The following is a 21,379-nucleotide window of genomic DNA, read 5'->3' as shown; positions in this document are numbered from 1 at the left end:
GGTTACTCCCCTTTGCTGCCTGCGGCTTTATCAGTGGCCGGGGCAGGCGCCGGGTTTGCTCCTTTAACGTTGGTCGCTTCGGCGACTTTCACTTCTGCACCTGGTTTGACGTATTGCAGGCCTTCGGTGATGACACGATCACCTTCTTTCAGACCGTCTTCGATCAGCCAGTCGCTGCCCACCGTGCGGTTGGCTACTAGCGTGCGCAATTCAACCTTGTTGTCCTGGTTGACCACCATCGCGGTCGGCGTGCCTTTGAGGTCGCGTGTGACACCTTGTTGAGGGGCCAGGATGGCTTTCGAATTGACGCCGGCCTGCAGTTGCGCGTGAACGAACATGCCTGGCAGCAGGCGGTGTTCCGGGTTCGGGAATACGGCACGCAAGGTGACGGAGCCGGTGGTCTGGTCTACCGACACTTCGGAGAACTCCAGCTTGCCTTCCTGGGCGTAGGCGCTGTTGTCTTCCAGGGTCAACTTGACCTTGGCGGCGTTGTCGCCTGACTTCTGCAATTTGCCGCTGTCCAGGTCGTTGCGCAGCTTGAGCATGTCGGAAGATGACTGCACCACGTCCACGTAGATGGGATCGAGCTGCTGAATGGTCGCCATTGCGTCAGTCTGGGCGCTGCTCACCAGAGCACCTTCGGTGACGGCAGAGCGGCCAATCCGGCCGGAAATCGGCGCGAGTACCTTGGTGTAGCGCAGGTTGATCTGAGCGGTCTGCAGGGCGGCCTGAGCTTCCTGGGTCGAGGCCAGAGCGGTGTCGTACTCCTGACGACTGACCGCTTGCTCGCTGACCAGTTGCTTGTAGCGATCAGACATCGACTTGGCGGACTGCAAGGTGGCCTTGGCACTGTTGGCATTGGCCTCATAGACCGCCGGATCGATCTGATACAGCTGCTGACCGGCCTTGACGTCGCCGCCCTCGGTGAACAGGCGCTTCAGAATGATGCCATTCACCTGAGGACGAACCTCGGCTACACGGAATGCAGTGGTCCTGCCCGGAAGTTCGGTGGTCAGGGTGTAAGGCTGAGCTTTGATGGTAACGACGCCGACCTGAGGGGTTTGCGCAGGCGGGGCGGCCTGTTCCTTCTTGCTACAGCCACTGAGCAGTGTTGCCAGGGCGACGGCAGTGACCAGAACGGTAACAGCTGGCTTGAATTGCATGAAGATCCTCGGGGCAGGAGCCTGTTATCTCAACAGTACGTTGAAGTGTAAAAAAATATTTCGGCTAGATAAGTAGCATGCTAAGGAATATACTTACATTCGCGGTTGTTTGTAAACACCCGCGATGCGCATTTGGCCACTCTCCAGTGTGCCGATAGCCGATTCGGGACAAGGCGAGACAAATGCCGCCCGGTTATGTATCCAGGTGCTCGTCCAGACAGGTGCCTGAGGTGAATTTCTTGAGGTTTTATTGCCATGGTTCGTCGCACCAAAGAAGAAGCTCAGATAACCCGCAGCCAGATTCTGGAGGCGGCCGAGCAGGCTTTTTATGAGCGAGGCGTTGCTCGCACCACGCTTGCTGATATTGCGACGCTTGCCGGTGTGACGCGTGGGGCTATCTATTGGCACTTCAACAACAAGGCCGATCTGGTTCAGGCAATGCTCGACAGCCTCCAGGAACCGCTCGACGAAATGTCGCAAGCCAGCCAGAGCGAGGAAGAGGAAGACCCGCTGGGTTGCATGAGAGACCTGCTGATTCATCTGTTTCATGAGCTCGCGCTGGACCCGAAAACCCGTCGCATCAATGAAATCCTTTTTCACAAGTGCGAGTTTACGGATGAGATGTGTGATTTTCGTCGTCAACGCCAGGACAACGCCATCCAGTGTCATGACCGTATCACCCTGGGGCTGAACAATGCCGTTCGCCAAGGGCAACTTCCCCAAGGCCTGGACACCGGCCGGGCAGCGGTTGCTCTGTTTTCCTACGTCAACGGGATAATTTATCAGTGGCTATTGGTGCCAGACAGTTTTTCGCTGCCTGCAGAAGCCGAGCAACTGGTGGATGTGTGTCTGGACATGCTTCGCTACAGCCCGACCTTGCGCCGCCAGGCGGTGGCGGTCTGAAAGATATGCGCTCGTGACGAGCCGAGCTTTCGCACAGGGCCTGACTCTGTCAATGCTCTATAGAAATCGGCTTTCACCGACGATGTTAACCGTTTGTCCTGACGGTGCCCGCCGATGACGATCCATTGTCCTGCGAACTTACAAAAATTTGTAGGAAGCAGGTAGGACATTTCCTGATACATGTAGCTGATTTCCCAAAGTAATTTTCGAGTATTGCTCCGTGGGAAAACTCCCTTCACTCTGCGCGTCCTGAAAGCCCAGAAGAGAGGACGGTTGCATGTTTTTGCCGAATCTTGCGCCTGCTTGCCCGACAACCAGTGTCAGCCTCATTGATGCCCATACAGATGATCATGGCTATGGCCAGCGTGCTGTCGGCTATCAACGGGGCGTCATCCAGAGCTGTGAAGCAAAGCAGCGCAGTGGTGCACGCCTGGATACTGCCGTTGCAGGGAGGGCCGCTGATGTCAGGCGTCGGAGCTGACGTCGTGAGGTCGCTGGCCAGGCTCGCGCCGCAGTCCGAACGTATGGGGGTGGATTCCCCGCTGGGAATGCCGGTGATCCGCCTGGGGCTGATCACCACGCTGTATTTTCGCAATGGCCATACTGCAGAGATGAAGCGTCGGGTCGATGCCTGCTTTTCGCGCTTTTACGACACATTCAAGACCAGGCTCAAATGGCAATTGTTCAAGCGCATGCGTCGTTTGAGCGGGTCCGGCTTTGCTTCAACCCGCCGTCAGGTTGTAGAGAGCCTTGCGCATGAGCAGTTCACCTGGTCAATTGCCAGTGCTACCCAGGCTGAGGTCGCGATGTACAGCCTGTTTGTGATGAACACGTCGCAAGGGCAGGCGGAAAACGACCGCTCATGCCTGAAGATGGTGCTGCCAGTGTCGTACCTGAGCGAGCCTGACGGGTTGAAACACTACGAAGCCTGGATCAGGTACCTGAGCAGCGAAGTGCAGGCCGAACACGGTTTTGGCGGGCTGGCCTGTGTGCTGCCTTGCGATGGCCATCAATATCTGCCGTGGGAATATCGGCTCGCCCAGGATTACCCGGGGCTGATGGTCGACCCCGGTCCGCACATAGAAAGCCTGCGTTTGCTCGACCGGATCAAGGGGGTCAGTTGGTACACGGTGCTGGGTGATGGGTTCGTCAGGCAGTTGGGGGGTAGCGACCGATTGCGTGGAGAGATGAGCGCGCACAGCGACATCGTGTTTCACAGCTATCGCAATGGTCTGATTATTCGCGCAGGTGCTGTGCCCGAATTGGGCGGTAGAGGTTTGCCGCCACCGCAGCCTTATGTCACGGTCAATCGAGTCATCAAACCGATTCGCCTGCAGGACACCGGCAATCTTCATCCCTACCTGGCACCCGGTATCGGCTTTACCGAAGAAACCACTGCGCAATGGTATGCCCGGTTCGATGAAAAACCCTTGCCGCCAGTTGATGCCGGGCAGGCATGTCCGCGGTCGGGCTGCTGGTTCAGTAGCGCGCAGTTCGGCTCACGGCGACATTTCACCGAAGGCGAACTGATGCCTGCCTTTGCCCATGTAAAAAGCAAGAAGACCCAGTGGTTTTGGGCCGGCATGTCGTCCTGACGCACAGGGACGATTCAATCCCGGCCCCGCAACAAGGTATTTGGCATGGCAGCGGCTGCGGCCAGGCCGAGTAGCGAAATAGCCGCACTGGTGATCAGCAGATTTCTGAACGTCAATGACAGCTCGGCGCGCAGGCTCTCAAGTGCTGGCCCGGTAGCAGCATTCAAACTGTCGAGCAGAATATTGCCAGAGCCGCCTTCGCCACCCAGCGCGCCTGCGCCGAGCTGACCGACCCCGGTGTGCTGCAACATGGCCAGCAACAATGCCGACATCAGCGCCACGCCCACCGCGCCCCCCAGCGAACGGAACAGATTGGTAGTGCTGGTGGCGACCCCCATGTCCCGAGGCTGGACCGCATTCTGGGTGCCGACCAGCGAAGTCGGGAACTGCATGCCGGTCGCGATACCGGTCAGGACCATGAACACGCTTGTCATCACCAGCGATTGGGGTGGCATGAACGCCATGCCCAGAATGGCGACCGGCATCAGCAGCGCCCCGGTAAGGATCAGAGGTTTGTAGCGTCCGGTGTGCGCGGTACGGCGTCCGGCAAAATATGCCCCCATCGGCATGCCTATGGCCAGCGGAAGCAAGTGCAGGGCAGCGCTGTCGGCACCGCCGCCAGTGACTGTCTGATAACGCAGGGGCATCAGAACAATCAGGGAAATGGCCTGGAAGCTGGTAAAAAAGACAGTACACCAGCACAGCACTGCGCTTTTATTGGCAAACAGATGCATGGGCAGCAAAGGTTCTGCAGCGCGGCGTTCGTACCAGACAAAAATCGCGAGGGTCAACAGGGCTGTGCCTAACAGCAGTTGAACCTGGCTGTCACCCAGACCATGCCCTTGACCGATCTCGGTTATGCCCAGCAGCAGTGCGGTTAGCCCGATGATCATGAACACTGTGCCCAGATAATCGATTATCGGCTTGCGTTGCGGAACCGGCAGGCCGATGAGGGTGCGGTAGGCGACTATCAGGGCGGCAGCGCCGAGCGGAAGATTGATCAGGAAAACCCAACGCCAGGACAGGTACTCGGTCATCAGGCCACCCAATACCGGCCCCGCGACGCTGGCGACGGCATACATGCTGCTGAAATAACCCTGATAACGACCCCGCTCACGGGGTGGAACGATGTCGGCAATGATTGCCTGGCTTACCGAGACCATGCCTCCCGCGCCTATGCCTTGAAGGACGCGCGCCAGCACCAGCTGTTCCATGCTTTGCGCCAGGCCGCAGAACAACGATGCGAGGGTAAACATGCCCAGCCCGAACAGCATCAATTTGCGTCGGCCGTAAAGGTCGCCCAGCTTGCCATATATTGGGACGGCCACGGTCAACGAAACCATGTAGGCGGATATGACCCACGCCAGTAGGTCGATGTCCCGGAACTGGGCGGAAATGGCCGGCATCGAGACAGCAACAATGGTCTGATCGAGCGCGCTAAGTAGCACTGCCATCATCAACGCGAACAAAATGCTGCGAATGGCCGGAGGCGTTTGAGTAAGACTGGTCAATGCAAAACCCGATGGCAGTGTTGACCCGCCTCAATGGCGGCGGGAGAGTCTGACCAGTCTAATCCGATAGCTTGCTAATCGATAGCTACCTTTGCTGAATGGCAACGCCGTTGCGCAGGATGAACGTCATCGCAAGACGCTGAAGGTTGCGTCGGTCGGCACGCAATGACCAAACGTGCAGCTGGCGACCTGAGGCGCCTGGCGCGCCAGTTCGTTGCGATAGGCACCTGCTGCGTAAACAGCCAGCACCGCGAGAGCACCCATTACAGCCATGCATTTTCTTGTTTTTACTTTCATGACGCATTCCTTGTCTCGGCTACAGAGCAGTTCGAAATGACTGATTAGAGTGTAGGACAAGGTTGAGTATTGCGTCGGTTGTCATCATCAAAGCCAGCGGCATGATGGACGCGCTAGAATTCACATTTTTGATGAACACGCAGGGGGCAGGCACATGGCGCGCAAGGAATACAACGGGTTTGAAGTGGTTTCGGCAGTAATGCCTTCCGAGCAGGGTTATCGGGCGGCGATTGCCATAAAGGGTCTGGGCGCTGGCGGTGCGCCGCGTTTCCAGGCCCTGTTACCCGAGCAGACGTTCAAGACCGCAGACGATGCCGACCTGGCCGCTGCTCAGGAACTGCAGCGTCTGACCGGCATTGATGCCGAGGGGGAACCGCTGTGGGCGGATGCCTGATTCAGGCGCCCGGGCGGAACATTTTGAACAGCGCTTCCGGCCCAAGCTGGAAGTAGTCTGCAGGACCGCCGCCGCGCAGTATCGGCTCTGCGGCGGCGGTGTCGTAGACGCCATCCTTCAACAGGGATTTGTCGATGTGTATCGCCACCACTTCGCCCAGAATCAACCAACTGGGCACCAGTTCCTTGTCTGCGCGTTGCAATTGAATGATCTGCGTGACTTTGCACTCGAACGACACCGGCGTTTCCATTACGCGAGGTACTGCCACGATATGCGACGCCAGCGGCGTCAGGTTAGCCAGCTCGAACTCGCTGACATCGGGCGCCACTGGCGCGCAGCTCTGATTCATGGCCTCGGCCAGGGAGCGGGTCGCCAGGTTCCAGACAAATTCGCCGGTCTGCTCGATGTTGTTGAGACTGTCCTTGCGCCCTACGCTGCAAAAGCCAATGATCGGTGGCACGTAATTGAATGCGTTGAAAAAGCTGTAGGGCGCCAGATTCAGCTTGCCGTTGGCATCCTGAGATGAAATCCAGCCAATCGGGCGTGGACCTACAATCGCATTGAACGGGTCATGAGGCAGGCCGTGACCTTTGGATGGCTCGTAGGAGTGAATGGCGTCTGACATGCTTTATTCCTGATAGCTCGAGATGGGGTGCGAACATAGTGCTGCGCATTGGCGAAGGATGCCAGAGCAGCGTTTGTTTCAGCTTGGGCCAGACATGAAGAAGCCCGGCATGAACCGGGCCTGAAGTGTAACTTGCTGGATCAACCCAGACGGTTTGCACCTACGCGGTCTGCACCGTCAGCTGCCAGGCGGTTGGCACCTACATGGTCAGCGCCGTCGGCGGCCTGGCGGTTTGCACCTACGCGATCTGCGCCATCAGCAGCCAGACGATTTGCACCAACGTGGTCGGCGCCGTCAGCCGATACTCGGATCGAGCCGACGTTGGTGTGCTTGGTGCCGCCTTCAGCAACAATGGTTGAAGTCGACAGATCATTGCTCACCGTGGTGACTGGAAGTGCAAATGCACTGGAAGCGAGAACAGAGAAAGCCAGGCCGAAGATCAATTTAGTCGTTTTCATGATGATGTCTCCAATAAGTGTCGGGTGAGTTGTCATCCCGGTATGGAGGCAATGCTACGCGTCAGCGGATTATTAAGAAGTTAATAGGAATGCTAGCGATCATCGCTGAAAATGATAGTGGGCTGTAACGCTCCTTTTTCGGGCCTCGCGAGCAAAAATGCACTCGGCTGATGCATATTCTGAAAAACCTTGTAATAAAGGCTCTTGACAAACTGGAAGTATCATTTATTCAACGAGTTATCGCCAGATATCACGGAATAAGTGCACTGTATTGAAACACTTGGTTGCAACTGCCAGTGTAGCCTCGACGCTATTTCGCGCGTGTTGTATCGATGGTGTAAATGATAAAGCCGGTAGATATGCGGCGCGAAGCGCTGGAACGAGAGCTGTACCAGACAGCTCTCGTTCCTCACACCTTTGGCCGACAGGCTTTTACGTGTGGCGCGCGTTGTGCTCGATCAGTCTGTCTCGATCCGTGAGTGTTTGCGGGTATCTTTCATGAACACATATACCAGTAGCGAGCAGGCAATGCAGGCTGTCACGTACCAGTAGTAGCCGGTTTCCATGCCGATGCTCTTGAACCACAGTGCGATGTATTCCGCAGTGCCACCGAATATCGACACTGTCAGGGCATAAGGCAGGCCTACACCCAGTGCGCGGATCTCGGTCGGGAAGAGCTCTGCTTTGACCACGGCGTTTATCGACGTATAGCCACTGACGATGATCAGCGCCGCCATGATCAGGAAGAATGCGCCCCACCATGTCTGAATGGTGTGCAACGTGGTCAGAATCGGCACTGTGCACAGCGTGCCCAATACGCCAAAAGCGATCAAAATCGGACGTCGCCCTACTTTGTCGGACAGCGCACCGATGACGGGTTGCAGCAGCATGAACAGGAACAGCGTCGCTGCCGATATCGAGGTCGAATCAGTGATACTCATGCCGACAGTGTTGACCAGGTACTTCTGCATGTAGGTGGTGTAGGTATAGAAAGCCAGCGTACCGCCCATGGTCAGGCCGACTACCGTCATCAGCTCCTTGGGATGGCGCATCAATGTGCGCATCAGGCTTTCCTTGGGCTTTTCCTTTTTCTTGCGGGTGAATGACTCAGTCTCTTCCATGCCGCGACGCAGGAACAGCGCGACAATTGCGCACAAGGCACCGATGACGAACGGAATGCGCCAGCCCCAGGCGTACAGCTGTTCAGTAGTGAGTGTCTGCTGCAGCACGATCAACACACCCAGAGCGATAAGCTGACCGGAAATCAGCGTGACGTACTGAAAGCTGGAGAAGAAGCCGCGACGTTCCTTGGTAGCCATCTCGCTGAGATAAGTCGCCGATGTGCCGTATTCGCCGCCGACCGACAGGCCTTGAAGCAGTCTGGCAAACACCAGCATGATCGGCGCGCCGACGCCGATGCTTTCATGGCCCGGGGTCAGGGCGATGATCAGTGAGCCAAAGCACATCAGCAGTACCGAGGCCATCAGCGCGGCCTTGCGGCCTTTGTAGTCGGCGTAAAGGCCCATCAGCCAGCCCCCGATGGGGCGCATCAGAAAGCCAACGGCGAAGATCGCAGCGGTGTTGAGCAACTGGGCGGTGGTGTCTCCTTTGGGAAAGAAGGCTTTGGCGAAGTACAGCGAAAAGGCGGCGTATACGTACCAGTCGTACCACTCGACCATGTTGCCGACCGAGCCACTGAAAATGGATTTGAGGCGGCTGGAGGTGGTTTTTTGACCGGCAATGCTGGCAGCCGGTCCGTTGGAGGCGGGTGTGGAGGTTTCCATGATGTTCCTTGTCTTTCATTATTTTTAGAAGAGGCATGCGCTGCCCTGACCAGTTCCATAGCAGGACCTGTGCCACACCATGAGGGCTTGTTCCAGAGCGGTTTTGTCGAGCGGATGAGCAAGAATCCGCCTACCCACCGGTAGCGAGTAGGCGGAAAGTTGCCGAAGATCTGTTTCGTTAGCTGTCAGTCGATGGCCGGCTGAAGATTAATCAGCTGCTCAGCCTGGATGCGAACAGCATCGTGCCCATGACTATGCTCAATGTGACGATAATCACCAGCACGGTATGTCTCAGGTAAAACTGGCGAATTTTCTGTCGGGCAGGCGCGGTTTGATAAAGGTAGCGATAGGGAGACAAGACGATCCACAGCACGGCAAGCAGCAGGTAGACCAGAAGCGTCCTTGGGCCACTGAGGGCATAAAACAGCCCGAGGAACAGAAACGGAATACCGTGGCGCAAAATCAGCACTTGAGTGCCGGGCCAGCTCACGGCCTTGGGCAGTAATTTTGTGCTCAGCCAGGCGTCGGCAGGCTCTGCCAGAACCATCAGCGGACGCCAGATGCAGATAAAGATGAAGAAGCCGACCAAGGTCCAGAATGGCGACAGGAACAGCTCTATCACCCTTGTTCCTGCGTTGTACTCCATGCCGGCAGGTGGTGCCTTAGGGGCGAGCAACTCCAGCAGGAACGCTCCGATATATACCCAGATCAGCGGCCTGAAATCGCTCTGCATACGCATCAGCTTCCAGGCGTTCAGGTCTGCCTCGGGGTAACGCTGCAAAATGTCCGGGAAGCGGACGGTCAGTTGTTCGCAGATGTGCTCACAGGCATTCCACACCGACTCATCGTAATTCCTTGCCATGCGCAGGCGTGCAGCAAGGCGGGGTGGCTTGAACAACAAGTGCGCAGCCTTCGCTTCGGCCGTTTGTGGTTTCGATTCAAGGATGCGGCGCAGGTACTCGTCATATTCGACTTCTTCCCAGCGGTCCCGCAAGGTCTGCCACAGGTCTTCAGGGCCGGGATGGACGTTATGCCCCATGCTCCAGCCAAACACTGCACTGGTCTGTTCAAACAGGTCGACGGTGAGGTTTTTACTGGCAATCAGCAGCACCATGCACCGGCATTGCAAATGCTCTCGGCGCTCCAGTTCACTCAGCCAGGGCTGCTGTTCGAGCGCCCGGAGCTCGTCTAGAAAGCTTGCGTGCTGGCCGCTTTCGATCAGTGCGCTGAACCGATCGAATGCTTCACGCAGTATCGCGTCGGCCAGCGCATATTGTTGATGGCTGCTGATGTGGATGGCTTGCCATACGGTCAGCCAGCGCAGGTGTTCGAAGGCGGCGTTGATCCGCTCTACATGGTGCGCAGAATCGTTCAGGCACTCCAGCAGCAACATTTGCTGAAAGCGTTCACCGTGGCCATGCTCCATTGCGATCTGATGTTGTTCGGGCAGGTTCTGCGCCGTGGTCTGCCTGACGTGGGCCTGCAAGTCGAATGATTACTGCTCGACCACGCTCTCTGTCTGACGCAGGGCAGGCAAGGGCGCTATCGGCGGTTCACGCAATGCTGCCGGCTCGTCCTGTTCAAATGCGCGCGCCCGTGCACGTTCGAGCGCCTGTTCGTATGCGTCACGCAGGGTCTGGAAGGCGACCGGATCTTCGTCAGGACGGTTGACCTTCAACAGTCGCGCATATTGTCGTTTGACACTGCGCTCGTCAGCATCCTGCTCAAGTTCGAGTACGGCCCAGCAGTCCTTCATCGTGTGCCCTGCTCGAACTTGTCGACTTCCTGCTTGAGTTGCTTGCGGATTTCGTTGATCTGCCGCTCGTCCTGACTCTCCAGAACGTGTTGGAACTGAGTGGTCCAGTGGTCGATAAGGTCTCGATCACTGCCCAGGCACTCCTGATAGAGCCGTTCGAGTCGGGCAATCAGATGAGTATTGGCCTGCTGTTCGCGCGGATGAACCTTGAGCGCTTCCAGAACCAGAAGACGCTCCTGTATTTCTTCCGGCGTCATCACGCCCGGGTTGTTTTCGATGACCAGCTTGTGACGTTCTCCGGTCAGCTGTGTCACCACATCGGCCTCCAGCAAGCCGTTGTTGTCGTAGGTGAATCGCACATCCAGCGACACCTCGCCAGCCTTGGCCTTGGGTATCTGAATGTTCAGTTCGCCCAGTGCGATGTTGTCTTTTACCAAGCGGCTTTCGCCCTGAAATATCCGCACCAGTACCTGTTCCTGATCATCCAGAACGGTACAGACCGTTTTCACCCGGCTGACAGGCACGACGCTATTGCGCTCGATGATTGGCAGGTAATGACCGCTCTCGTAACGATTGCCAATCTGCGAGGTGGTCGCGATACCCAGCGTGTAGGGGCACACATCGGTAAGCACGATTTCTTCGAGTGCTGCATCACGCTGCTTGAGCGCGGCCTGCACTGCAGCCCCTTGAGCAACGATTTCATCGGGGTTGAGTGCAATGGACGGAAAGCGTCCGAACAGGCTGGCTGCAAGCTTGCGGATCAGCGGCATGCGCGTCGTGCCGCCTACCAGCAGGATCTCGTCAAGATCGGCCACGCGTATCCTGGCATCTCGAAGTGCGCGTTCGGCAGGCGCGCGAAGGCGGTTGAGCAGCGGCGCATACAGTTCGCCCATCTGCTCCTGGGTAATGGTCTTGCGCCACTCCCTGTCTGCGTGGCGCAACACGAAGTCGGTACTGCTTTCCTGGCCCAGTGCCTTGCGCACCCGTTCGGCTTCGCGTTTCAGGGCTGGGGCTATCAGCGATGTAGCAGGGAAGTCTGCTTCGTCCCGGTGCAGGGTCTGAAAGTGCTCGACCATCAGCTGATCGAAATCCTCACCGCCGAGAAAGTTGTCGCCTGCACTGGCCCGCACTTCCATCACGCCGTCGAAGAGTTCCAGAATCGAAATATCGAACGTGCCGCCACCCAGATCGAAGACCAGAAACGAGGTTTCGCCTTCTTTTTGGTGTAACCCGTACGCCAGCGCTGCGGCCGTGGGTTCATTGACGAGTTTTTCGACTTTCAGGCCCGCCAGTTCACCGGCGATACGTGTGGCTTTGCGCTGTGCATCGCTGAAATACGCTGGAACGCTGATGACGGCTTCGGTAACAGGCTCGCCGAACGCACGCTCTACATCGGCTTTAAGGCTTTTGAGGACCAGCGAGGACAGCTCTTCCGGGCGGTAGGTAGCAGATCCCAGGCGAATTTCCTGAGCGCTGCCCATGTAGCGTTTGAACAGAGCGGTGGTTTTGTCCGGGTGGGTCTGCAACCGCTCGCGGGCGGCTTTGCCGACCAGAATATGGCCGTCGTCGTCCAGGCCGACGACGCTGGGGGTGAGTGTTTCTCCCAGTGCGTTGGTCACCAGTTGGCTGCTGCCATCGCGCCAGACCGCAACCAGACTGTTGGTGGTGCCCAGATCAATACCGACGATCATCTCGAAAATGCTCCCTGCTCTAAGAGTATTGCGCTGTTTTGCGTGATTCTGAATCAAGGCAGCCGATGTTGTCTTGGTTTTATGCGCCGTGAGTGCCTGGATTCATACGAATACACACCCTCAGTATTCCCCGCTGCGACTCACTGCCTTGTGCAGCAGCGCGGCCAGGTCTTCCCTGGAGTAGGGCTTCTGCAGCAGGTCGAAACGCTGTGTCTCGTCTTGGGCGATGGTCGCAAATTCAGTGCTGTAGCCTGTTGTCAGGACAACCGGCATCCACGGATAGCGTGCTTCGATTTCGGCGTAAAGCTCCAGGCCGCTCATGCCTGGCATGGCGATATCCGAGAACACCACGTGAAAGTTTTCGGGGTTGCCGGAAAGTTCATGCAATGCCTCACGGGCACTCGTCACCCAAAGTACCTGAAAGCCCAGTTGCTCCAGCATCGGGCGGGTGTAAGTGCCGATGTCCTGATTGTCTTCGACCATCAGCACGCACAAACCGGGCAACGCCGCGAGGGCACAGTTTTTGTCCTCGGCAATGACTTCATGATTCCGGGCGCTGGGCAGACACAATGTAAAACGGCTTCCGCTGCCCAGTTCGCTCTCGACCAATACTTCGCCGCCCGACTGTTTGGCGAAACCGAAAACCTGCGACAGGCCCAGGCCTGTGCCCTGGCCAACGCTCTTGGTGGTGTAGAAGGGCTCGAAAATCAGGCCGAGTTTATCCTTGGCGATACCGGCGCCGGTGTCTGTCAGCGACACGGTTACATAATTGCCATCGCTGAGCGACGGGGCCAGGTCGGCAGAATCGCAGGCGGCGCATTCGACCTTGATCGTGAGCCGGCCCGAACCTGACATAGCGTCCCTGGCGTTGACCACCATATTGACCAGCGCGGTGTCGAACTGGCTGCCGTCGGCGAAGATAAAGCACGGTCCGGCGGGCAGGTCGATGTCTACCTGAATGCGCGCGCCGGTGAGTGTGTCCATCATCTCGCCAATGCGCTCCACGCTTTTGCAGACATCGAACACTTCCGGTTGCAATGCCTGACGGCGCGCAAACGCCAGCAACTGGCCGGTCAGACGCGCGGCGCGATCCACTGTGCTGGAGATGGCTTCGACGTATTTCGTGCGTCGGGCTTCTTCAAGGTTCTGGGATTTCAGCAAGTCGCTGCAAGAGCGAATAACCGTCAGCAGGTTGTTGAAGTCATGCGCGACACCACCGGTCAGTTGCCCGATGGCTTCGAGTTTCTGCGCTTGATGCAGCGCTTCCTGAGAAAGCTGCAACGCCCGGTTGGCTTCTTCTTCGGCCTGAATGTCGCGGCCGACGGCATGGATGAATTGCTTGTCCGGCACTGCGGTCCAGGAAATGGTCCGGTATGAACCGTCCATATGGCGGTAGCGATTCTTGAAGTGCGGGATGGTCTGGCCGCTTTCCAGCCCGCTCATGGCCGCCAGGGTGCTTTGCACATCATCGGGATGCACCAGTGCCAGAAACTGACTGTCGAGCAATTGTTCTTCCGACCAGCCCAGTGCCTGAGTCCAGGCCGGATTGACTGCCGAGATAATGCCGTCGAATTGCGCCACTAGCATCAGGTCGGTGGACAGGCGCCAGATACGGTCACGATCCTGGGTGCGCTCAACCACTCGCTGTTCAAGCGTTTCGTTGAGCGATAGCAGAGCTTCTTCAGCGTCTCTGAGCTGCGTCATGTCACGGGATACGCAGAGGATTTTCTCTGGTTTGCCATCCTTGCCGAAAATAGGGCTGACCTGCACATGCCACCATTTGGTGGTGCCCTTTATGGTCTGCGCCGAGCCCGTGAAGCTGGCGTTCTGACCCGCTCGCGCTGCTTCCACTGCAGCAATGGCGTCCAGATTGCCCTGGTCCTGCCAGAAATCAGGCCATGGACAGCCGACAATCGCGTTGAAATCACTGACCTCCATCACCCGTTGTCCGCCTTCACTCATGAAGGTCAGACGCGCGTCGAGATCAAGCACCTTGATGCAGTCATTGATGCTCGACAGCACCCGATTGGTGAACGCTTCGCTCTCGGACTGTCTGACTTCGGCAAGCACCTGCGAGGTGGTTTCGTTGACACGACAGAAGATGCCCTCTATCTGGCCGGTATCACCGTAAAGGGGCGAGTATGACAGCGACCACCATGTCTGTTCAGTCCTTCCGTTTCGAACAATGGCGCGGCGGATATTGTCCGACCGACAACTGTTTCCGGCAAGCGCCTGCTCGGCCAGCGGGCGCACGGCTTCCCAGGCATCGCCCCAGATCGCAGCGATGGGACGGCCTTGCGCTGCTTGCGCAGTGACGGGCAAGACCTGGCAATAAGCGTCATTGAAGAACAGGGTAAAATCCGGCCCCCAGAGCAGGTACATGCTGTCCGGGCAACTGAGCATCAGGTTCATTGCGGACAGCAGTGCCGCAGGCCACGCTTGCTTCGGTCCCAGCGCAGACGTCGACCAGTCTGTGTCTCGGATAAGCCGGCCCATTTCGCCGCCCCCCAGTGGGAGGTCGAGGGGTATGCTCACGGTAGAAAATGCCCCATCTTTCGTACTGCCCAAGTGAGCTGAATAGCCAATGCTGGCATAATGTCATTATGCCATTCATGTATCCAGCCATCACGCCCTCATTTGGTCGCGACAGTATGCAGACATGGTGCCGCGTGAAATGTTCGGTTACCGCCTGAAGATGCCAGGCGGAATGTTCAACGCTTTCAACCCAGAAACATTTCCCGCACCAACGCATGCCGTTGCATCTTCTCGTTGAGCGTGCGACGCGGCAGTTGCAACTCATTGAGCACCGCCTTGATATCACCTTTGTGACGGGTCAGCGACGCGCGCAGGCATTGCGCTTCGAAGGCTTCCTGGCGCGCAGCCAGAGATTGCCCCGGCGACTGAGTGGCAGACTCCGGCGGGCTCAACTCCAGGCCCAGTGCCTGGCGCTCTGCGGCGTTGGCCAGCTCACGTACATTGCCGGGCCAGTCGTGGCTGAGCAACTGGCTCAGGCGCTCGGCATCCAGGACTGGCGCTTGCCGTCCGAGGCGCTCGGCGGCGGTTCTGGTGAAATGAATGAACAGCTGCGGGATATCTTCACGGCGATCGCGCAGCGGCGGCAGGTGCAGCTCGGCGACGTTCAGGCGATAGGCCAGATCTTCCCTGAACCGTCCGGCACGCGCCTCCTCGAGCAGGTCCGGTTTGGTTGCCGCGATGATCCGCAGATCGACCTGGATACTCTGGTTCGAACCCAGCCGCTCAAGGCGTTTGTCCTGAAGAACGCGCAGCAGTTTGACCTGTTGGGCCATCGGCATGCTTTCTATCTCGTCAAGAAAAACAGTGCCACCGTCGGCATACTCCAGACGGCCGATGCGCTTGCCCTGTGCGCCAGTGAATGCGCCGCTTTCGTGCCCGAACAGCTCGGCTTCGAACAAGTGTTCGGGGATGGCCGCGCAGTTGAGGGCAACGAACGGTTTGTCGGCACGCGGCCCGAAATCGTGCAGACAACGGGCAACCAGTTCTTTGCTGCTGCCGGTTTCGCCACGAATGATCACGTTGACCGGCAGTTGCGACAGCTCCAGCACCTGACGGCGCAACGTCTGCAGGCTTGGCGATACGCCGAGCAGGGTGGCGTCCAGCCGGGTCCGGGTGTCGCTTTGTTCATGCAGGCGACGGTTTTCCAGAACCAGCTGGCGTTTCTCCAGCGCGCGACGCAGGTTGCTGATCAGGGTTTCCGGGCTGAAAGGTTTTTCCAGAAAATCGTAGGCGCCATCACGCATCGCCTCGACAGCCATTGGCACATCGCCATGGCCGGTCAGGAGGACGACGGGCAGGCCTCGATCCAGGCTTTGCAGCCGATTCAGCAGTTCCAGACCGCCCATGCCGGGCATCCGGACGTCAGTCAGCACCACGCCGGGAAAGTGCTCGGGTATCTGTGCCAGGCAATCCTCGGCGCGCGCGAAGACTTGAACCTCGAAGCCCGACAGCGTCAGCCATTGCTCAACGGCCTGCCGAATGGGCGCTTCGTCGTCTACCACGATGACCGAATTCAACATGCAGGGTCAGGTCTCCAGGAAGTCATTGGGTAGGCTGAACCAGAACACCGCACCATTGGCATGGTTTTCCGCGGTCAGCTTTCCGCCCAGTTCGTTAATGATCGCGTATGACACCGCCAGGCCAAGGCCCAGACCGTCGCCGACGGGTTTGGTGGTGAAAAACGGATCGAAGATATTGGCGAGGTTTTCAGGCGCGATACCACTGCCGCTGTCGCTCACGCTCAGCCGCCACTGGTTGTGGTCGGTGGCGTCGATGCGCACCTCAAGACGCCTGGACGGGCTGTTGCGCATGGCATCCAGCTCGTTGCGCAGCAGATTGATCAAGACCTGCTCAAGGCGGATTGCATCGCCCCGAACCCAGGCCGGGCGAGTCGGGTGCAGCACGCAGTCAATGTGCTCCTCACGCAGGCGCGGGTCTAGCAACAGCAAAGCCTGATCGACAACTGTGGCCAGATCCAGCCGCTCGCGCAAGCCGCTGGGGCTTTTGCGCGCAAAGGTTTTCAAATGACCGGTCAGCGCGGCCATACGCGTCAGCTGCTGGTCCACCGGCACCAGCGCCTTGCAGGCTTCATCAATCCGTCCCTGATCCAGAAGCAGCCGCAGGGTCGCCAGCTGCATGCGTTGGGCGGTCAATGGCTGGTTGATTTCGTGAGCCAGCGCTGCCGACATCTGCCCCAGTGCGGCGAGCTTGGCCGATTGCACCAGGCCGTCCTGTGCCGTTTGCAGGTCACGGGTGCGTTCCTGCACCTGACGCTCCAGTTCGTCGCGGCTGCGTTCCCGCAGTCGGGCAAGTCGCCAGCGTTGATAGAGAAACAGGCTCAGAAACACCAATGCCAGCCAGATACCCGCGGCAGCTAGTCCGGCATTGCGGATGTCCTCGCTGGATGCCGGAGGCTTGCGCAGCAGGTGCAAGGTCCAGTTTTCGTCGTGCAGCGGCAGCGACTGCCAGAGGTAATCCGCTGTGCCGTCCGGTCCTTCGACCCGGCTCAGGTGACTGTTTTCGGCAAACCGGTCAATGACCCGACTGCGCAAAGGCAATAGCGGGTTTTTGTCGTATTGGCGGGTGCGCTGCAGGTCTGCGCGGTCTTCAACGGATATGGGCAGCAGTTCGCGATAGCGCCAGCCAGGCTTGTTGGCGATGAACACAATGCCTTTGTCGTCGCTGACCAGCAGCAAGTCATCGCCTTGACCCCACTCCTGCTCAAGGTTCGGAAACTCCAGCTTTACCACCATCGCGCCGAGGAAGGCGCCCGTTTCGTTGGTGACTGCACTGGACAGGAAGTAACCCGGAATACCCGTGGTCACGCCGACCGCGTAAAAGCGCCCGGTGCCTTTGGCGCGGGTCTGCAGGAAGTAAGGGCGAAAGCCTTAGTTGTGGCCGACGTAGCTACTGGGTGTCCGCCAATTGCTCGCGCCGATTGCCAGCCCTTGCCTGTCGAGCAGTTCAAGGGTTGATGAATGAGCAGCAGCGTTGATTTTTTCCAGTTTGAGATTGAGCGCGTGCTGTACTTCATCGGTCACTGGGTCGCTCAACGCCGCACGAATCTCGGGGTCCAGTGCCAGAACCGAGGGCAGGGCGCGATAGCGCTCTATAAGGGTATGCAGGGTGTTGGCGTAAAGTGCCAGTTGCCCACCGGCACGAACGGCATCTTCCGACAAGGCATGACGCTGAGCCTGACGCATTGCCAGCCCCGCCGACAGCGCGGCGCAGGCCAGAATCAGCATTACGTAAAGGGAAAGCCGCCAGAAGCGAGGCTTGAGCGTCATTGTTGTGGCCTGATCGGACTCCACTGGCGCGTTTGCGAACGGGCACTCGCAAACGCGCCATGGACTGGCATTACAACAGGTTGAAGGTGGCTTCTTTCACAGTCTGCGAATCCAGGCCGATCATGACCTTGAATTCGCCGGGTTCCGCGGCGTACTTGAGCTCGGTGTTATAGAACTTCAAATCGTCCTCACTGAGCGTGAAGGTAACGACTTTTTCCTGCCCCGGCTCGATCATCACTTTTTCGAAGTTCTTCAATTCCTTGACCGGGCGGCTGATCGACGCCGCGACATCACGCAGGTACAACTGCACAACGGTCGCGCCCGCTACCTTACCGGTGTTTTTCACTGTCACGCTGGCGGTGATCTTGCCCTTGCGCGGCAGGCTGTCAGCCGACAGCTTGATGTCCGAGACGTCGAACTGCGTGTAGCTCAAGCCATAGCCGAACGGGAAGAGCGGGCCATTAGGCTCCTCGAAGTAATGCGAGGTGTAGTTGCCCGGGCTGCCTTCGTGATACGGACGGCCAGTGTTCAGGTGTGCGTAATAGATCGGCAATTGGCCGATCGAGCGCGGGAACGACATGGCCAGCTTGCCCGACGGGTTGTAGTCGCCGAACAGCACGTCAGCTACTGCGTTGCCGCCTTCAGTGCCCGGGAACCAGGTTTCCAGCATGGCATCAGCCTGTTCCTGCTCGTCGACCAGAACCAGCGGACGACCATTCATCAGCACCAGCACGAGCGGTTTGCCAGTGGCCTTCAGCGCCTTGATCAGATCGCGCTGTTTGCCCGGAATGTTCAGGCTGCTGCGGCTGGCCGATTCGTGGGACATGCCACGCGACTCGCCGACCACGGCAACCACTACGTCTGCCTGTTCGGCAACCTTGACGGCTTCGTCGATCATTTCCTGAGCCGGACGCGGATCGATCTCCACTTCCTTCTCGATGAAGTTCAGGTAGGTGAGGACGTGTTCGTTGTCACTGACGTTGGCGCCGCGTGCATAAAGCAGCTTTGCCTTGTCGCCGACGGCGTTGGCCAGCCCCTCGTACACAGTGACCGACTGGTTGGGCCGGCCCGCTGCCGACCAGCTGCCCAGCGTATCCAGATGACTCTGTGCCAGCCCGCCGATGACTGCGATGGTGCCTTGTTTCTTCAGTGGCAGCGTGTCGTTCTGGTTTTTCAGCAACACCAGCGTCTTGCGTGCAACATCGCGCGCTTCGGCCCGGTGCAGGCGGTCATCGGAGTAGGTGTCGGCCGGATCATCGGCAGCAACGCCGATACGTCCGTAGGGCGATGCGAACAGGCCCATGTCGTACTTGGCGCCCAGCACTTCACGCACGGCGCTGTCGATTTCCTTCATGGAAACCTCGCCGTCCTTCACCAGCCCAGGCAACTGCTCGCCATAGGCAACGTCGTTCATGCTCAGATCGACGCCCGCTTTGATCGCGAGCTTGGCGGCTTCGCGATAATCCTTGGCCACGCCGTGTTCGATCAATTCCTTGATCGCGCCGTGGTCGCTGATGGTCACACCCTTGAAGCCCCAGTCCTTGCGCAGCAGATCCTGCATCAACCACTTGTTGGCCGTTGCGGGTATGCCGTTGATGGAGTTGAGCGAGACCATTATGCCGCCTGCGCCAGCGTTGATACCGGCTTTGTAGGGCGGCAGATAGTCCTGGTACATGCGCGTCTTGCTCATGTCCACGGTGTTGTAATCACGTCCGCCTTCGACCGCGCCATACAGGGCGAAGTGCTTGACTGCGGCCATGATGCTGTCATTGGCGGCAACGTTCTTGCCTTGAAAGGACCTGACCATTACGTCGGAAATCCGCGACACCAGGTAGGTGTCTTCACCGAACCCTTCGGAACTGCGGCCCCAGCGTGGATCGCGGGAAATGTCGACCATCGGTGCGAACGTCATGTCGATACTGTCTGCACTGGCTTCAACAGCAGAAACACGGCCCATCGTCGCTATGGCGTCCATGTCCCAGCTGGCGGCCATGCCCAGGCTGATCGGAAAAATAGTGCGGTGCCCGTGAATCACGTCGTAAGCGAAGAACATCGGAATTTTCAGCCGGCTCTTGGCGACGGCAGCTTCCTGCAACGGACGGTTCTCTGAGCGTGTAATGGAGTTGAACGTGCCACCGATTCTTCCGGCAGCAATTTCCTTGAGAATTTGCGGCTGTGGCATTTCCGAACTGATACTGATCAGTCGCAACTGGCCGATCTTTTCGTCCAGAGTCATTTGTTTCATCAGTTTGCCGATGAAGGCATTTTTGGCTTGAAGCGTTGTATTGTCAGCAGGGGCAGCACTCTGGGCCATCACCGGCTGGCTGGCCAAACCGACCAGCAAACCTAATAAACACAGCTTATTCATGAATGTTTTCTCAAGGCCTTTGTCGGCAACTCGCGTTAAATGCCGACAGCCAGTTTTTGGGTTATGGACCTTTGGCGTTATGGTTCGGACTGGGCGCAGGGATAGTTTCTATCCGCTTCACTGTCCGAAGTCTCCCCAAGGTATGTACGAAAATGCCGGATTGTTTGATTTTTGTACACGCCCTGTTCGATTGATTATCGACCGGCAGCCGGAGTCAGTGAGGGATTATGCCGGGGAACGTGAGTTTTGGCTAAGGCGTGTCGTTTCAATGGATTCAAAAAGTACCGGAGGTCTGATTTTGAAGTCTGTTTCACGATGGATGTTGTACGTGGTGATGCTGGTGGGTGGTGCAGGCATTGCCGGAGCGGACGAGCCCGCGCTGGTTTTTCCGCCGATGACTGGCAGTGTGGTCGATGCGGCGCAAATGCTCGACAGCCGGACGACGGTTCGTCTGGCCAGGCTGCTGCGCGCCCATGAACAGGCGACGGGAGAGCGCGTGGTGGTGGTGACCCTTGCTGACCTGCAGGGCGCGACGATCGAAGAGTTTGGTGCCCAACTGGGCGATGCGTGGGGTATGGGGCTGCACGGCAAGGATGACAGTGTCCTGCTGCTGATCGATCGTGACAAACGCAAGGTGTTCATTGAGGTCGGCGCCGCACTGAAGGCCCGCCTCAATGACGCTCAGACCTCGCTGATCATCGACATGTTGATGACGCCCGAATTTGACGATAGCCATTTGGCTGCCGGGGTAGAACGAGGTGCTCAGGCGGTGATCGCTGCACTGGGCGGTCAGATACCTGACTATCCTGAGCCTGCCGGACAGGTGGCCGGTCGTGACGAACAGGTCGACAGCGATCAGGTCTGGCTGATCGCTATCGTGCTGACGCTCATCGTACTGGGGATTGTGGTCATCAGTATCAGGCGTGGTGCCGCTGCCCGGCCGGCGCGTGACAGAGCTACCGAGCGCAGCGGCGGGCGCTTCGGTGGCGGCGGTGCTTCAGGCAACTGGTAA

Annotated in this window: 14 protein-coding genes and 2 pseudogenes; 4 read left to right on the top strand and 12 right to left on the bottom strand. The window is 58.2% G+C overall.

Annotated features, from left to right (window positions below):
- Positions 1-2 precede the first annotated feature (2 nt).
- Entirely contained in the window at positions 3-1,163 is a 1,161-nt protein-coding gene (locus I9H09_RS18925; RefSeq protein ID WP_005889155.1) for an efflux RND transporter periplasmic adaptor subunit, read from the bottom strand.
- Between the two features lie 255 nt (positions 1,164-1,418).
- On the opposite strand from I9H09_RS18925, the gene pmeR reads away from it, so the two are divergent.
- Together pmeR and I9H09_RS18915 are read left to right on the top strand one after the other, a co-directional pair.
- Positions 1,419-2,066: an auxin-lysine conjugate-binding transcriptional regulator PmeR gene (pmeR, locus tag I9H09_RS18920; RefSeq protein WP_005889157.1), complete on the top strand. Its 648-nt coding sequence runs from the start codon at positions 1,419-1,421 to the stop codon at positions 2,064-2,066.
- A 524-nt stretch (positions 2,067-2,590) separates the two neighbouring features.
- Complete coding sequence (locus I9H09_RS18915) at positions 2,591-3,661, top strand: DUF3396 domain-containing protein (RefSeq protein WP_223810483.1); 1,071 nt, start codon at positions 2,591-2,593, stop codon at positions 3,659-3,661.
- Positions 3,662-3,675: 14 nt separating this feature from the next.
- Here I9H09_RS18915 and I9H09_RS18910 read toward each other — a convergent pair whose 3' ends face one another.
- Both I9H09_RS18910 and I9H09_RS18905 read right to left on the bottom strand, forming a co-directional pair.
- A complete protein-coding gene (locus I9H09_RS18910) occupies positions 3,676-5,172 on the bottom strand; it encodes an MDR family MFS transporter (RefSeq protein ID WP_122311461.1) in 1,497 nt (498 codons plus the stop codon).
- 126 nt (positions 5,173-5,298) lie between these two features.
- A complete protein-coding gene (locus tag I9H09_RS18905; protein ID WP_005889161.1) occupies positions 5,299-5,469 on the bottom strand; it encodes a hypothetical protein in 171 nt (56 codons plus the stop codon).
- A 154-nt stretch (positions 5,470-5,623) separates the two neighbouring features.
- Here I9H09_RS18905 and I9H09_RS18900 point away from each other — a divergent pair, with 154 nt between their 5' ends.
- The gene (locus tag I9H09_RS18900; protein WP_005889163.1) at positions 5,624-5,863 is read left to right on the top strand and encodes a hypothetical protein; all 240 of its coding nucleotides are present in this window, start codon (positions 5,624-5,626) and stop codon (positions 5,861-5,863) included.
- A gap of 1 nt (position 5,864) precedes the next feature.
- On the opposite strand, the gene I9H09_RS18895 is transcribed toward I9H09_RS18900, so the two are convergent.
- The 9 genes and pseudogenes from I9H09_RS18895 to bglX all read right to left on the bottom strand — a co-directional run bounded on the left by I9H09_RS18895 (position 5,865) and on the right by bglX (position 20,367).
- Positions 5,865-6,488 (bottom strand): flavin reductase family protein, encoded by a 624-nt coding sequence (locus I9H09_RS18895; protein ID WP_122311462.1) that lies wholly within the window; start codon positions 6,486-6,488, stop codon positions 5,865-5,867.
- 140 nt (positions 6,489-6,628) lie between these two features.
- A complete protein-coding gene (locus tag I9H09_RS18890) occupies positions 6,629-6,946 on the bottom strand; it encodes a hypothetical protein (RefSeq protein ID WP_005889165.1) in 318 nt (105 codons plus the stop codon).
- Between the two features lie 458 nt (positions 6,947-7,404).
- Positions 7,405-8,730, bottom strand: coding sequence for an MFS transporter (locus I9H09_RS18885; protein WP_236502229.1), 1,326 nt, complete (start codon positions 8,728-8,730; stop codon positions 7,405-7,407).
- A 211-nt stretch (positions 8,731-8,941) separates the two neighbouring features.
- Positions 8,942-10,486: pseudogene (locus I9H09_RS18880) on the bottom strand (J domain-containing protein).
- The gene (locus tag I9H09_RS18875; protein WP_122323305.1) at positions 10,483-12,177 is read right to left on the bottom strand and encodes a molecular chaperone HscC; all 1,695 of its coding nucleotides are present in this window, start codon (positions 12,175-12,177) and stop codon (positions 10,483-10,485) included. Before I9H09_RS18875 ends, I9H09_RS18880 begins: the two are co-directional and overlap by 4 nt.
- A 120-nt stretch (positions 12,178-12,297) precedes the next feature.
- The gene (locus I9H09_RS18870; protein WP_122323304.1) at positions 12,298-14,673 is read right to left on the bottom strand and encodes a PAS domain-containing protein; all 2,376 of its coding nucleotides are present in this window, start codon (positions 14,671-14,673) and stop codon (positions 12,298-12,300) included.
- Between the two features lie 224 nt (positions 14,674-14,897).
- On the bottom strand, positions 14,898-16,232 hold the full coding sequence (locus tag I9H09_RS18865; protein WP_236502228.1) for a sigma-54-dependent transcriptional regulator: 1,335 nt from the start codon (positions 16,230-16,232) through the stop codon (positions 14,898-14,900).
- Positions 16,233-16,238: 6 nt separating this feature from the next.
- Positions 16,239-17,999: pseudogene (locus tag I9H09_RS18860) on the bottom strand (ATP-binding protein).
- 70 nt (positions 18,000-18,069) lie between these two features.
- Positions 18,070-20,367: a beta-glucosidase BglX gene (bglX, locus tag I9H09_RS18855; RefSeq protein ID WP_122347137.1), complete on the bottom strand. Its 2,298-nt coding sequence runs from the start codon at positions 20,365-20,367 to the stop codon at positions 18,070-18,072.
- Between the two features lie 319 nt (positions 20,368-20,686).
- Here bglX and I9H09_RS18850 point away from each other — a divergent pair, with 319 nt between their 5' ends.
- Complete coding sequence (locus tag I9H09_RS18850; protein WP_183130708.1) at positions 20,687-21,379, top strand: TPM domain-containing protein; 693 nt, start codon at positions 20,687-20,689, stop codon at positions 21,377-21,379.

This window comes from Pseudomonas tremae (genome assembly GCF_023278125.1).
GTDB lineage: Bacteria > Pseudomonadota > Gammaproteobacteria > Pseudomonadales > Pseudomonadaceae > Aquipseudomonas > Aquipseudomonas tremae.
Note: the sequence above shows the minus strand (reverse complement) of the source record. Positions and strands in the feature narration are given on the sequence as shown.